This window comes from Gordonia hydrophobica NBRC 16057, from assembly GCF_001592365.1.
In the GTDB taxonomy this organism is placed as follows: domain Bacteria; phylum Actinomycetota; class Actinomycetes; order Mycobacteriales; family Mycobacteriaceae; genus Gordonia; species Gordonia hydrophobica.
Window position 1 is genome coordinate 103,705 of sequence record NZ_BCWU01000002.1, and the last position, 12,699, is coordinate 116,403.

Below are 12,699 nucleotides of genomic sequence, written 5' to 3' on the forward strand. Positions count from 1 at the left end.
CGCGGAGGAACCACCATGTGCTCACCACCCAAGGCTGTGATCTTCGATCTCGACGGCACCCTGGTGCAGACTCGAGAGTCCTCATGGAAGGTCTTCTCCCCCATCAATTCCCGCCATCAGTTGGGCATCGACACCGCGGAACAGTTCTACGAGCTCTTCGCCCACAACTTCTTCGGATCGCTGCGCCGAGCGTGCGGCGATCCGGCGACGGCCGACGTCGTCACCGCCGAGTTCATGCAGGCGTTGAACGAGCACTACTCGCCGACCATGGTGCCGGGACTCAACGACGTCGTGACGGCGATGGTGCCGCACTCCAAACTCGCGGTGCTGTCGTCGAACACCACCGCGGTGGTCCGCCGCATCCTGCGGCAGAATCGGCTCGAGTACTGCTTCGCCCACGTCTTCGGCGGCGACGTGGAACCGGACAAGACGATCGGGATCGCCCGGTTCCTGGCCGACGCCGCCACCGGGTCCGGGCGCATGTGCCGGGCCTACTATGACGAGCCGAGCGATTCCGCGAGCGACGTCGGCGGCGAGACCGGCCCCCGCGACGTGGTGCTCATCACCGACACCGTCGGCGACGTGGAAGCCGCCGTGTCGGCGGGGATCCGGGCCGTCGGCGTGGCGTGGGGAATGCACACCGAGGAGCAGCTCATCGCAGCGGGCGCCGAGTTCGTCGCGATCTGGCCGCAGGAGTTGCTCGCCTACCTCTACTCCGACGCCGAACCCGCGTGCGGCGGCTCGTGTGCCACTCGGCACGCCGACCCGCCCTCCGCCTCGGTCCGGGAGGCCTCGCGCTCCGCCGCCGAGGTCCGGCACGACCGCCGGCGTCGAACGGCGGCGAAGTTCGCTGCCACCTCCGCCGCATCGGCCGTCACGACCTCGGCACTCGCCACCCCGGCACTCGCCGTCTCGGCACGTGCACTGAATCGTGTTCCCCCGCCGGTCACCGCCCGCGTCGACGATCGACTCCTCGCAGCCATCGGCAGGACGATGCGATGAGCGCCGCGCCCCGCCGCCGGATCCTCGTGACCAACGACGACGGCGTCGACAGCCCCGGGCTGATCGCGCTCGCGGTGACGGCGGCGAACGCGGGCCACGACGTCCTCGTCGCCGCGCCGCACCGTCAGTCCAGCGGCGCCTCGTCCGGCCTCGGCTTCTCTCCCGAGGTCCACCCGGTGGTCGATCGGCGGCGGGTCGACGGCCTGCGCACCGAGGTCATCGCCGTCGCCGCCCAGCCCGGGCTCATCGCACTGCTGGCGATGACCGGGCAGCTCGGTCCGGTGCCCGACGTGGTGCTCTCGGGGATCAACGACGCCTCGAATCTCGGCGCCGCTGTTCTCCATTCCGGCACGGCGGGCGCCGCGCTGGTCGGTGCGGCCCACGGCGCCGTCGGCGTCGCGGTCTCCCTGTACCTCGACGATCAACCCGACAGTGCGGAACGCTCCTGGCACACCGCGGTGAGCGTGGTCGCCGATGTCCTCGACCACCTCGTCGCATCGAGCCCCGGGACCGCGTACAACATCAACGTCCCGAACGTTCCTCATCTCGAGAAGCCCCTGGTGCACGCCGAGTGGCGGCTCGACGGCTGCGTCCCGACGCTGGTGCCGTTCATCGCCGCCGTCACCGACGCCGCGGGGATCGACATGATCTCGCCGGAGATCTCTCGCGGCTCCGGCACCGACATCGCGCTGGTCGGCGCAGGGCACCCCACCGTCTCCCGACTGAGTCTGGTCGGCGACCGCCGCGTCGAATGGGCGCAACAGCCGCCGGACCAGCCGTAGCACGCACGGCGGCCGCTGATCTCGACTCGAAGACCCCACAACATCAAGGAGGCGTCATGGCAGGCGCAGTAGGAATGATCGAATGCCGCGGACTCGTCGGAGCCTTGGAGGCCGGCGATGCGATGGTCAAGGCGGCCAACGTGACGCTCGACGGTTGTCGTGCACTCCGGAACGGTCAGGTCACCGTCCTGGTCCACGGCGACGTCGGCGCGGTGCAGGCTGCGGTCGACGCCGGTGTCGCCGCCGTCCAGCGCGTCGGTGAGCTCTGCGCCGCGCACGTCATCCCCCGCCCGCACTCGGAAGCCGAGACGATCATCGCCGAATCGTTCCCGACCTGATCCACGACCCGCACGAGGAGTGCCCCTGCCGAACCGGCAGGGGCACTCCTCGTCTGTGCGGGTCTGTGCGTGTACGGCAGCGGGCTGTCCACATGGAAACCGGTCGGCGCATCCATCCACGGATGCGCCGACCGGAGTCGGTGCGCTCGCGCTTACCTCGAGGCGGCGAGCCGCGTCGGGCGGATCTCGTCGACCGCCACGGCGAACTGGGTGAGACCCTTGGCCCGCAACGTCGCCATCGTCTGATCCGAGACCTGCCCGGACAGCCTCACCCAGAGATCGTCGGGGGTGCTCAGCCGGCCGATGACCTGGTCGAGCAGTCGCTCGACGTGATCGCTGAGCTGCGTGCGCGGGTCGATGTCGATCAGCTTGTCGCGGACGTAGCTGTCGAGCGGTTCGGCCGCGAGGAGGTGCCGCGTCGGAATCCCGTAGGTCTCCGCCTGCAGCCGGTGCAGTTCCAGCCACACGCGATCCACCTGCGCCACCATCTCTGGCAGGTTCAACAATCCCTGTGTGTTGGTCACGTAGCAGCCCACCTTGATCGGCACGCCGAGGTCGTCGCGAAGCTTCGCCAGCGCGGCAGCCTCAGCGACACCGCTGGTCCGCGGACTCACGAAGCACACGTCGATCTGTCGGTCCGACGACGCCCGCGTCAGCCCGCGCAGCTGCGCGGCCACCAGTTCCGGAGCGCCCAACGGCATCGCGATCTGTGGGTGCAGCGCGAAGAGCCCGGCGCCCGAGAGGAGTTCGGCCACGTCGTCGGAATGGAAGTCGAGCCCGCGGATGTCGATGGCGGTGACCTCGGGATGCGACAGCAGCGGCGCGAACGCCTCCGCCACCGCGTTCTCGAGTTCGATCGCCACCGACGACAGGTCATTGCCCTGGTCCAGGCTCGCCACGATAGCACTGAAGTGCCCGGATGTGACCAGGACGTCGTCGACCGCGGTCACCAACCCGGTCCCTCCGCGCCGGAAGATGTCGCCGACCTGCGCTGCGGTGTGCGCCCGTCCGAGCACGGCCAGATCGGCGGTGCTCGTAGCGGTCATCGCCAGCAGGCGATCGAGTCCGTCGCCCTGGCCGGAGGCACCGTCGACCAGATCGAGGGAGCCCTCGATGACCTCGCCGGTCGAGCCGTCGAGACTGACGGTGTCGCCAGCGCGCCACTGGCGGTCCCCGACCGACATCACGCCGGTCGCCGGGTCGATCACCAACTCGGCGCATCCGACGATGCAGGTGGTGCCGAGCGCTCGCGCGACGACGGCGGCATGCGAGGTGGAGCCGCCCGTGGCCGTGACGATGCCCTTCGCCGCGATCATTCCGTGCAGATCGGTCGGGCTGGTCACCGGACGTGCCAGGATCACCGGTGCACCGGCTTTCGCCGCGTCCTCGGCCGCATCCGAATCGAAGGCCAGCGTGCCGACGACTTGGCCGGGCGACGCGCCGACTCCGACGGTGATCACCCGGCCGGCCGAGCGCGCGTCGGACAGTTGGGTCGGATCGAAGCCGGGCCGCTGGACGTCACGGATGTGGTTCAGCGAGACCGACGCGAGCGCGGTCGCATCGTCGACGATGCCTTCGTCGCGCATGTCGGCGGCGATGCGGATCGCGGCCCGCGCGGTTCGTTTGGCGCTGCGGAACTGCAGCATGTAGAGCTTTCCCCGCTCGACGGTGAACTCGATGTCGAGCATGTCACGCCGCAGTCGTTCCAGGTCCGCGCAGGTCTGCACCAGATCGCGGTAGGCGTCGGGCGCGTTCTCCGCCATCGTCGAGACGGGGTCGGGCGTGAACGTTCCCGACACCACGTCCTCGCCCTGGCTGGCTTCGAGGTACTCGCCGAACATGCCCGGCTCGCCGGTCACCGGGTTGCGGGTGAACACCACACCCGACCCGCTGTCGGCGTCGAGGTTGCCGAACACCATCGTCTGCACCACGACCGCCGTGCCCATGTCGTGTGCGATTCCGTGAAGATTGCGGTAGGTGATCGCGCGCCGGGTGTTCCAGGATCGGAACACCGCCTCCACCGCACCGACCAGTTGGTCGTGCGGATCGGTCGGCACGACGTCGTCGCACTCGTCGGCGAGCCGGTCCGCGCAGAACCCCCACACGGCGTCGTACACCTGTCCCGGATCGGCGCCGTCCGGCAGCGAGCCGAGCAATTCGAGGAACTCGTCGCGCTCGGGTACGTCGAACGCGCCCAGAACGGTCTCGGCGTACATGCCGTGGAAGCGGAAGACGACGTCGGCCATGAACGTGGTCGACCCCGTCGCCTCCGCCAACGCCACGGCCGCGTCGCGGTTGAGCCCGAGGTTGAGCACCGTGTCCATCATGCCCGGCATCGAGACCGGCGCACCGGAGCGGACCGAGAGCAGCAGCGGCATCGGGCCGGCGCCGAACGTCTTCTCCGTCGCTTCTTCCACCGCACGCAGTCGTGCATCGATCTCGTGAGTGAGGTCTTCCGGAACCGATCCGACGTTCAGATAGCGGTGGCAGGCCGCAGTGGAGATCACGAAACCGGGCGGCACGCGGAGTCCGGCCCGCGTCATCTCGATGAGGCCGAACCCCTTGCCGCCGACCTCGTCGAGCTGGACGTCCCCGGGTTGATCGAAGGCGCGGGTGAATTGATATGCGGGGACGGTCGCATTGCTCATCTCGTCATTCCTTCCGCTTGAGGCCGAGGGTGCGGAGCAGGTCTTCGTGGAACTCGAACCAGATGTTGTGCACGGAGTCCCGCGTGGGATCGGACACGAAGGCGATGTCGCCGCCGTCGACCTTTGCGAGAGAGTCGCGGAAGCGGTCGATGTAGATGAGGAATCGCGGGTCGCGGTCGCCCAGGATCTCGAGCAGATTCGACAGCCGGGAGACCAGCCGATCGATCTGCGCGATCATCTTGTTGTCGTAGTCCGGATCGGAGTGATCGTTGACGATCTTCCGGCCGCCGACGTCGATCTGCTGCCAGGCCGACATGGTCTTGAGGAAGCGAGCATTCACATCCTCGAACTTGCTCGCGACGGTCTGGACTGCGGGATCGGTGCGGACGGCCGCATAGACCTCCGCGGCCGATGCGGTGAGCGCGTCGGCGCAGGCATCGGTCGGCAGCGCGTTCTCGCCGACCCGGGCGATGAGGTTGCGTTCGGCGAGCGCGTCGAGCGCGCTCTGCGCGACACCGGCGTCAAGCGTGGTGGTGTCCACGACACCGGTCACGGTGGCCATCTTCTTCAGGGCGACGGCGTTGAGGGCCTCGTAGAGAGTCTTGTCGAGTGCGGTGTACTGCATGTGTGTTTTCCTTGCGAATTGCTGGGACGACTCAGCGGTGGTCGGTGCCGTGGTGGAGCCACGCACCGACCACCGCCGAGTCACGACGTCGTCGAGGAGTTCGGACGGGTCAGGTCCAGCGATACTTGGACGCGCGAAGATCGGCGCCCTCACCGAACGGCAGGTACCCCTTGCCGGAGAAGATGCGCTGCGGCACCACTTCCTGCGCGAACCCGCGCTTATTGATGTCGTAGTAGTAGTTGGCGACGCGCTGGTCCACCTCCCACATGTCGTAGTCGCGGCACGCCTTCTCGTACACGCCGGCCTTGCGCAGGTGCGGCGCGATCATGTCGATGTAGTACACGTACTGCCCCGACCAGATCAGGTCGCGTCGAGGCATCCGCGAGATCTTGCGGTACAGCTTCATCGTCGCCTCCTGCACCTTCGGCACCTCTCCGGCGAGTTCGGCGAAGCTCAGCGATCGCAACTGCTCCATGGGCGTATCGAACTTCTCACGCGCGAAGACGGCGCCACCGACGATGTGCGGCAGGTAGTTCTTGGGTCGCGTGAACGTGGTGGAGATGTCGTTGACGCGGATCTCCTGCAGCCCCATCCCGTTCGGGTCGATCTCGAGGGCGACCGTGTACGAGTACGGCAGACCCGCGTCCTCGCAGACGTCGGCCCAGTGGAAGATCGGCTCGTTGACGAAGAGGTCGCGGAGGATCAGAACGTTCCCGTTGGGCAGCTCGTACGGTCCGGTGTCGCCCAAGCCGAGCCGGTTGTCGAAGTGCTGCAGGAAGGCCAGCAGTTCGGCCGCCGCGTTGAAGCGGGTGAAGCCCTGGTAGTCCGGGCTGCCCTCCTCCAGCGGCGACAACTGTCCGGTGAGCGTGGCGAGGAAGTCCGCATCGTGGATGTTGCAGCGGAAGTTGTCCTGCGAGTTGAGAATGTAGCCGTCCTGCCGCTTGCCCCACAGCACACGCTGCATGAACTTGAGCATCGTGTTGGACTCTTCCACATAGTCGTCGGGGCCGATCGCTTCCAGCGCCAGCAGCGCACAGCGCCCCATGCCGAATCCGACCGCGCCGATCGCCCAGTCGTGGACGGCGTTGACCTTGGTGCCGATCTCGCGCCGCGCCGAGGCGCCGATGTCCATGACGCCCTGCGCGCCGACTTCATCGGTCGCCAACCGGAGGAACTCCGGCCAGCGGTAGAACTCGTGCATGAACGCCAGGATCTCGTACTCCTGGCGCGGGATCATTCCCGATGCGCCCTCGGTGGCGCGCATGACGAGCGTGTCCCAGATGTTCCACGCCAGGTAGTTGTTCAGGTCGTTGAGCTCGTCGATCGTGAACTGGTCCTTGAGGACCTCGTCCTTCGAGACCCGCTCCAGCACGCCGGACTTCGCGCGCTCCCGCATCATTCGGTCGCCCAGGATTCCATCGGCGACCGGCTCCAGACCGACGAAGTTCCCTTCGAAGGTCAAGTCCTGGAAGCGGAGTCCGTTGTCGTCCGGCTGGTAACGCTGCTTGTAGGTGGCTGCTGCGACGGCTTCGGTGTTGCTGCTCATGGTGATTCGTCTCCTGTTCCAGTTCAGACCAGGACGACGCGGCCGGTCTCGGGGTCGTCGCAGACCAGCTGCACCTTCTTGCCGACCAGGGCTTCGATCATCTCGTCGAAGTGGGCCTCGTCGGCGCCACCGACCTCATAGCGAGAGTCACTGTCGGTCAAATACGCCGTCATGACGCACGGCGTTTGAAACTCTCGCGAGAGGATCCCCAGGTGGGATTCGGGTGCGCCGGACATCGTGACGATGCCGAGCGCGCCCATGCTCAGCGCCGGAGTGAGGAATGTGGTGGTCCCGCCTCGTACGAGGAGGATGTGATCAGCCAGCTGACCCGAACTCACGATATCGATGACGTCCTGAGGAGTTTCGAGATACTTGACCTCGCCGACCGGAGTCTTCGACGTTTCGAAGGCATTGAAGCCCTCCGCAACTACCTGCATGGTGTTCCTTCCAGAAACGGACAGTGATGTTCCGTAGCTCACAATGCCCCAAGGGTATGTGTCAGCTCACTTCTCCGCAGGACAGAGATGCCCGGCCTCAACTATCCGTGACGGATAACAGGTGATGCAGCGTCCGCACGCCGTGAGAATCAGTCGGCGAGACCGGCCCACTCACCCGATCGTGACGAGCGAGCCGCCGTCGACGGGCAGACTGACACCGGTGATGAACGCTGCCTCGTCCGAGGCCAGGAACAGCGCAGCGTTCGCGATGTCCCACCCGGTCGGCGTGTGGCCCGCGAGCGGAATCCGCGCAGCCCGCTCCGATGCGATCTCCTCCCGCGATCGGCCACTGCGTTCGGCGCGCGCGTCCACGGCGACCGCGGTCTCGATCCGTCCAGGCAGGATCGCGTTGCACCGAATCCCATACTCGGCGTTGCGCACCGCGAACTGCTGACTGAAGGCGATCATCCCCGCCTTGCTGGTCCGGTACGTGACATACGGGGTGGTGGTCTCGATGGCCGACATCGACGACACGTTCACGACGACCCCGGACCGCTGCGCCCGCATGATCGGTTCGACGGCCTGCGCCGCCATGATGGCCCCGCGCAGGTTGATCGCATTGACGGAGTCGAAGATGTCTTCGGTCAGGCTCTCGAGCGGCTGATCGTTGCCCAACACATTGACGCCGACGTTGTAGTGAAGGATGTCCACCCGCCCCCATCGTCGCATCGTCTCGTCGACGGCCGCCCGAAGCGACTTGGCATCGGTGACGTCGGCGGCGAAGTATGCGCCGTCGGCCCGCGCCGAGTCGTTCGCCATCTCGACGGTCTCCCGAGCAGCATCCGCATTGCGGTCGACCGCCATCACGGCCGCCCCCTCCTGCAAGAATCGCAACGCCGTCGCACGACCGTTGCCGATCGTCGGGCCCGGACTCTGTCCCGCACCGATCACTATCGCGACTTTGTCCTGCAACCTCGTCATTGCTCATCCTCCATGCCGGTCGACTTCCAAACGGTCCATCAGACCAGATGAACCACGTGCGTACATATTACCGTATATGCGTACGTGAATTGGTAGATTTTTCGACCGACTCGCGAACATGCGTACGTCATTTGAGACAGCGATGCGTAAACCGACTACGCTCGTTCGTAACTGAGGACAGTCCCGGCCGAGCCGCGACCGGACACGAAGGATGCTGAATGTCAGTGAACACCCGCGAGGCCAAGCCCGCACCCGCATCGAACGAACATCGGACCGTCAGCCGCGTGATGACGATCCTGGAACTCGTCATCGCCAACGAACCCTCCGGACTTCGGCTGGCCGACCTGCCGGAGATGCTCGACGCCCCCAAGTCGTCGATCCACGGCCTCGCCCGAGGTCTGGTCGCCACCGGCTACCTCCGGGAGCACCAGGGTCGGTATTTCCAGGGTCCCGCCGTGGCGATGCTGGCCTTCAGCGGCCAGGAGGTCCCGGCGGCGTTTCACCATGCACTCGAGGAACTGGTCGAGATCTCGAAGGAGACCGCGATCCTGGCCACGCTGGCCGGCGACACCGTGATCAACATCGACATCATCGAGCCGCAGCAGATGATTCGCGCCACCCCGCCGCTCCATGTCCGCCGCCCGCTCTGGCCCAACAGTTACGGGAAAGTGTTCCTCGCCCACATGAGCGAGCAGCGCCGGAACTCCTATCTGCGCAGAAAGCACGCGGACGAGACCGAACAGGAGCAGATCCGTGCGGAGCTGGAAACGATCCGTACCTCCGGCTTCGCCGTCAACAAGGGCGAAGCCGACGCGGACCTCTACGGCGTCGCGTGTCCGATCGTCACCGGCGGATCGGACGTGACCCTGGCGATCGGTGTCGCGGGCCCCGCGTCGCGGATCGCCGACCGCATCGATGAGATCGCACTGTCCGTCCAACGCGTCGCCCAGGAACTGTCGCCCCCGAACTGATACCGGCACACCGCAGACAGACTTCAGGGCGATTCCACGACGTGCGTCGTGGAATCGCCCTGAGTCGTCGGGAGACGATCAGTCGGTCAACAGCTTCTGTTCCGGCCGCGACTGTGCGGGGATCGTGCGATCCATCTCTTCGAAATCGCTCGTCGTCGGGCTCTGGACCGCCCCCGACTCCGCTTGGTCGACCGACCCGGCAGCCGTGTCGCCGATCTCTTCGAGATCGATGCCGCCGCCTTCGCGCAGCCTCGTGATCACGAAGGCCGACAGCGCGATGATCACCAGCGTCAGCGCCATGACGGCGTAGATGCCGAACGAATCGGCCAGGGCGGTCGCCACGAACGGCGCCGGCGCCGAGAAGACCAGGTTCGAGAAGGTGATCGAGATGGCCGAACCGGAGAAGCGGTACTTGGTCGGGAACTGCTCAGCGTAGAACGCCGCATACGGACCACCGGCGAGCTGCGTCGAGCACATGGCGATGATCACCGCGAGCCCGACCAGCGGCACCGAGCCGAAATGCATGAACGAGAAGAACGCGCCCATACCGATCGCGCAGCCGGCGAGTGCCGTCAGAATCGTCTTACGACGCCCGACGCGGTCGGAGATCCATCCACCGAAAAGGCACGCGGGGACCGCGAGAGCCGAACCGACGACCAGGATGAGGAAAGCGGTGTTGCTCTGCATGCCGCCCTCGGACTTCATCAGACTCAGTCCGTACACGGTCACGAGGTAGAAGGTCGACAGCACGCCGCCCCAGGCGAGCGTGAGCAGGAAGACCGTCTTCGGGAAGGCCGCCACGACTCCGAGCCCGGAATCGCGTTCGATGGCGCCCGCCTGCTGCACGTCGTCCTTCACGACGGTGAACACCGGCGTCTCGTCGAGCTTCATTCGCACCACCGCGGCAACCGCCACGATGGCGATGCTCATCAGGAAGGGCAGTCGCCAACCCCACGACTCCCACTGCTGTTCGGTGAGAACCGACGTCAACAGAACCAGGAGAAGATTGGCGCAGACCTGGCTGATCGGCGAACCCGACGACGGGATGGACCCGAAGAATCCGCGACGGTTGGACGGAGCGTGCTCCATGACCATCAGCTGACTGCCCGTGGCCTCGCCGCCCAACGAGAATCCCTGAAGGAATCTGAGCCCCACAAGAATGGAGGCGATGACGATTCCCTGACCCGTCGGCAGCAGGCCGATGACCACCGATGAGACACCCATGAGAAGCAGAGTCAGGTGAAGCACCGGGCGACGGCCGTACTTGTCGCCGAGGTGACCGAACACGATCGCACCCAGCGGCCTGGCAAGGAATCCCGCACCGAACGTTGCGAACGACGCGAGCAGGCCTGCCGACGGCCCGAGGTCGTGGAAGAACAGTTTGGGGAACAACGTGGCGGCCAAGAGGCCATAGACGGTGAAGTCGAAGTACTCGAGCGCCGAACCGAGCGTTCCGCTGACGACAGCGCGCTTGCTCATCACCGTCACCTGGGTGGCACCGTGAGACTGAGACTCCGGATCACCTGCCTGCGATTGCGACAAGGTCATGCCGCCTCCTTAAGTCGTTCTGCGAACCATGGTGCGCCTTACTGAAGCCAACCACCAGTGTTCTTGATTACGTACGAGCCTACGATATTCTGTACGTAACAGTGTGTCAAGAGTCTCACTCGACAAGAATTCGTGACGGGTCACGCAGACGACCGAGTTCCCCCTCCGTCGCCGAACCGCCTAGTGACGGCCGGCCGAACCGGGCGATGATCGCAGCGTCAAACGTCTGGCCATTCATATTCTCGTTCACTATAGTGAATGCACATACCTATTTATGGCCATAGGAGGTTGCTTAAATGACGAAGCCAGGAGCCGGTGAGTGGCGTGAACCGGAGACGGTCGACGACCTGCTCGCCCTCGCGCAGATCAATGCGGTGCTCGTCGCGTATTGCCAGGGAGTCGACCGACGCGACTGGGACCAGGTACTGAGTTGTTACCACGAGGACGCGTACGAATCACACGGCCAGTACGTCGGCGGGCCGACCGGATTCGTGGACTGGTTGCGCACCAACCACGAGCACGTCGTCTCGAGCATGCACGTCCTCTCCAATGTGACGATCAAACTGTCCGCTACGCATCCGGGCTTCGCGCGCGCCGAGAGCTACTGCCTGAGCAACAAGACCGTGGCCTCCACGAAAGCCGACACGTTCTTCAGCTCGGTCGGGACCGACGACGTCCTCCGCAGAACCGTCGCCGTCCGCTACATCGACACCCTGCAGGAACGCCCCGGCGTCGGCTGGCGCATCCTCCGCCGTGACGTCGCTTTCGAGTGGGTGCGACGAGAACCGAACGAGCACTACTTCCCCTTGACGGACGCGATGGACAACTCGCGCCGGGACGAGGGCGACCTCTGGTTCTCGCCCCTCGCCATCCCTGGCAACGACGCCTGACCCACCCCACCGACTGCGCGCTCACGCGTAAGGAAAGGAGCCATGACCATGGCACCCGCAACTGATTCCACCGATCTCGTCCTGCTTGAGGAGGTCGCCGAGCACGTCTGGCGCGCCACCCTCAATTCACCGGCAGATCTCAATGCACTGTCCGGCGCCATGCGCACCGCGATCTTGAACGCGCAAGCCACGGCACGCGAGAACGGCGCCACCGTGCTGATCCTGAGCGGCGACGACCGCGCGTTCAGCTCCGGGTACAAGCTCGATCCCGGCGTCATGCGGCCCAAGACCGCCGTCGAGGACCGCGCACGACTCGTCGAGGTCACCGACTTCATGAGCGCGTTCCGCGACTCTCCGGTCGTCACGATCACCGAGATCCGCGGCTACTGCCTCGCCGGCGGCACCGACCTGATGCTCGCCAGCGACCTGGCGTTCGCCGCGAACGACGCGGCGCTCGGCGTCCCCAATGTCCGCGGCGTCGGCATCACACTGTTGTTGCCGCTGTGGTCGTGGCTGCTCGGTCCGCAGCGGGCGAAGCTCCTGGCGTTGACCGGCGACACCATCCGCGGCGACGAAGCGGCCGACCTGGGTCTGGTGACCGGCGCGTACGAATCAGATGTTCTCGCCGAGAAGGTGCTCGCCGTCGCGCAACGCATCGCCCAGGTGCCCCATGAACTGACCGCGGTGACGAAGCATGCGCTCAACACGGCGTGGGACAACGCAGGCTACCGCTCGACGGTGGCCCGCGCGGCAGAGCTCGATGCGCTGTCACACGCCACCGACCCGGTGGTGGAGTTCTGGGACAACGTCGTCGAGAACGGGATGAAGGCGGCGTTGACCGAGCGCGACGCCCCGTTCCGCACCGGCCGGGTCCTCGACGTGATCTGACACCTGCAGAACGAGGCGGGGCGTAGGTTGATTCCTACGCCCC

At 66.1% G+C, this 12,699-nt stretch carries 12 protein-coding genes; 6 read left to right on the plus strand and 6 right to left on the minus strand.

Translation table 11 applies throughout. The features are described from left to right. Window positions 1–15: 15 nt before the first annotated feature. The 3 genes from GH2_RS04110 to GH2_RS04120 are packed head-to-tail and all read left to right on the plus strand — an operon-like array spanning window position 16 to window position 2,122. The gene (locus GH2_RS04110; RefSeq protein ID WP_084247299.1) at window positions 16–1,002 is read left to right on the plus strand and encodes an HAD family hydrolase; all 987 of its coding nucleotides are present in this window, start codon (window positions 16–18) and stop codon (window positions 1,000–1,002) included. Next, the gene (gene surE / locus GH2_RS04115; protein ID WP_066163504.1) at window positions 999–1,784 is read left to right on the plus strand and encodes a 5'/3'-nucleotidase SurE; all 786 of its coding nucleotides are present in this window, start codon (window positions 999–1,001) and stop codon (window positions 1,782–1,784) included. Before GH2_RS04110 ends, surE begins: the two co-directional genes overlap by 4 nt. A 56-nt stretch (window positions 1,785–1,840) precedes the next feature. After that, entirely contained in the window at window positions 1,841–2,122 is a 282-nt protein-coding gene (locus GH2_RS04120; protein ID WP_066163505.1) for a BMC domain-containing protein, read from the plus strand. A 152-nt stretch (window positions 2,123–2,274) separates the two neighbouring features. Here GH2_RS04120 and GH2_RS04125 read toward each other — a convergent pair whose 3' ends face one another. The 5 genes from GH2_RS04125 to GH2_RS04145 form a co-directional block, all read right to left on the minus strand. Then, on the minus strand, window positions 2,275–4,770 hold the full coding sequence (locus GH2_RS04125; protein ID WP_066163507.1) for a pyruvate, phosphate dikinase: 2,496 nt from the start codon (window positions 4,768–4,770) through the stop codon (window positions 2,275–2,277). Between the two features lie 4 nt (window positions 4,771–4,774). Beyond that, on the minus strand, window positions 4,775–5,395 hold the full coding sequence (locus GH2_RS04130; RefSeq protein WP_066163508.1) for a hypothetical protein: 621 nt from the start codon (window positions 5,393–5,395) through the stop codon (window positions 4,775–4,777). Window positions 5,396–5,504: 109 nt separating this feature from the next. Then, entirely contained in the window at window positions 5,505–6,941 is a 1,437-nt protein-coding gene (locus GH2_RS04135; protein WP_066163511.1) for a hypothetical protein, read from the minus strand. Between the two features lie 23 nt (window positions 6,942–6,964). Then, entirely contained in the window at window positions 6,965–7,378 is a 414-nt protein-coding gene (locus GH2_RS04140; RefSeq protein ID WP_066163513.1) for a PEP-utilizing enzyme, read from the minus strand. Window positions 7,379–7,549: 171 nt separating this feature from the next. After that, window positions 7,550–8,359, minus strand: a complete 810-nt coding sequence (locus GH2_RS04145; protein ID WP_066163515.1) for an SDR family NAD(P)-dependent oxidoreductase — start codon at window positions 8,357–8,359, stop codon at window positions 7,550–7,552. 218 nt (window positions 8,360–8,577) lie between these two features. On the opposite strand from GH2_RS04145, the gene GH2_RS04150 reads away from it, so the two are divergent. Then, window positions 8,578–9,330, plus strand: coding sequence for an IclR family transcriptional regulator (locus tag GH2_RS04150; protein WP_066163516.1), 753 nt, complete (start codon window positions 8,578–8,580; stop codon window positions 9,328–9,330). Between the two features lie 78 nt (window positions 9,331–9,408). On the opposite strand, the gene GH2_RS04155 is transcribed toward GH2_RS04150, so the two are convergent. After that, complete coding sequence (locus tag GH2_RS04155) at window positions 9,409–10,878, minus strand: MFS transporter (RefSeq protein ID WP_066163519.1); 1,470 nt, start codon at window positions 10,876–10,878, stop codon at window positions 9,409–9,411. Window positions 10,879–11,174: 296 nt separating this feature from the next. On the opposite strand from GH2_RS04155, the gene GH2_RS04160 reads away from it, so the two are divergent. Both GH2_RS04160 and GH2_RS04165 read left to right on the plus strand, forming a co-directional pair. Then, a complete protein-coding gene (locus tag GH2_RS04160) occupies window positions 11,175–11,768 on the plus strand; it encodes a nuclear transport factor 2 family protein (protein ID WP_066163520.1) in 594 nt (197 codons plus the stop codon). A 48-nt stretch (window positions 11,769–11,816) separates the two neighbouring features. Further along, entirely contained in the window at window positions 11,817–12,656 is an 840-nt protein-coding gene (locus tag GH2_RS04165; RefSeq protein WP_169802419.1) for an enoyl-CoA hydratase-related protein, read from the plus strand. Window positions 12,657–12,699 lie beyond the last annotated feature (43 nt).

Coding starts and splice junctions, on each gene's coding strand:
- GH2_RS04110 (WP_084247299.1), top strand. CDS start 16: ATGTGCTCACCACCCAAGGCTGTGATCTTCGATCTCGACGGCACCCTG.
- surE (WP_066163504.1), top strand. CDS start 999: ATGAGCGCCGCGCCCCGCCGCCGGATCCTCGTGACCAACGACGACGGC.
- GH2_RS04120 (WP_066163505.1), top strand. CDS start 1,841: ATGGCAGGCGCAGTAGGAATGATCGAATGCCGCGGACTCGTCGGAGCC.
- GH2_RS04125 (WP_066163507.1), bottom strand. CDS start 4,770: ATGAGCAATGCGACCGTCCCCGCATATCAATTCACCCGCGCCTTCGAT.
- GH2_RS04130 (WP_066163508.1), bottom strand. CDS start 5,395: ATGCAGTACACCGCACTCGACAAGACTCTCTACGAGGCCCTCAACGCC.
- GH2_RS04135 (WP_066163511.1), bottom strand. CDS start 6,941: ATGAGCAGCAACACCGAAGCCGTCGCAGCAGCCACCTACAAGCAGCGT.
- GH2_RS04140 (WP_066163513.1), bottom strand. CDS start 7,378: ATGCAGGTAGTTGCGGAGGGCTTCAATGCCTTCGAAACGTCGAAGACT.
- GH2_RS04145 (WP_066163515.1), bottom strand. CDS start 8,359: ATGACGAGGTTGCAGGACAAAGTCGCGATAGTGATCGGTGCGGGACAG.
- GH2_RS04150 (WP_066163516.1), top strand. CDS start 8,578: ATGTCAGTGAACACCCGCGAGGCCAAGCCCGCACCCGCATCGAACGAA.
- GH2_RS04155 (WP_066163519.1), bottom strand. CDS start 10,878: ATGACCTTGTCGCAATCGCAGGCAGGTGATCCGGAGTCTCAGTCTCAC.
- GH2_RS04160 (WP_066163520.1), top strand. CDS start 11,175: ATGACGAAGCCAGGAGCCGGTGAGTGGCGTGAACCGGAGACGGTCGAC.
- GH2_RS04165 (WP_169802419.1), top strand. CDS start 11,817: ATGGCACCCGCAACTGATTCCACCGATCTCGTCCTGCTTGAGGAGGTC.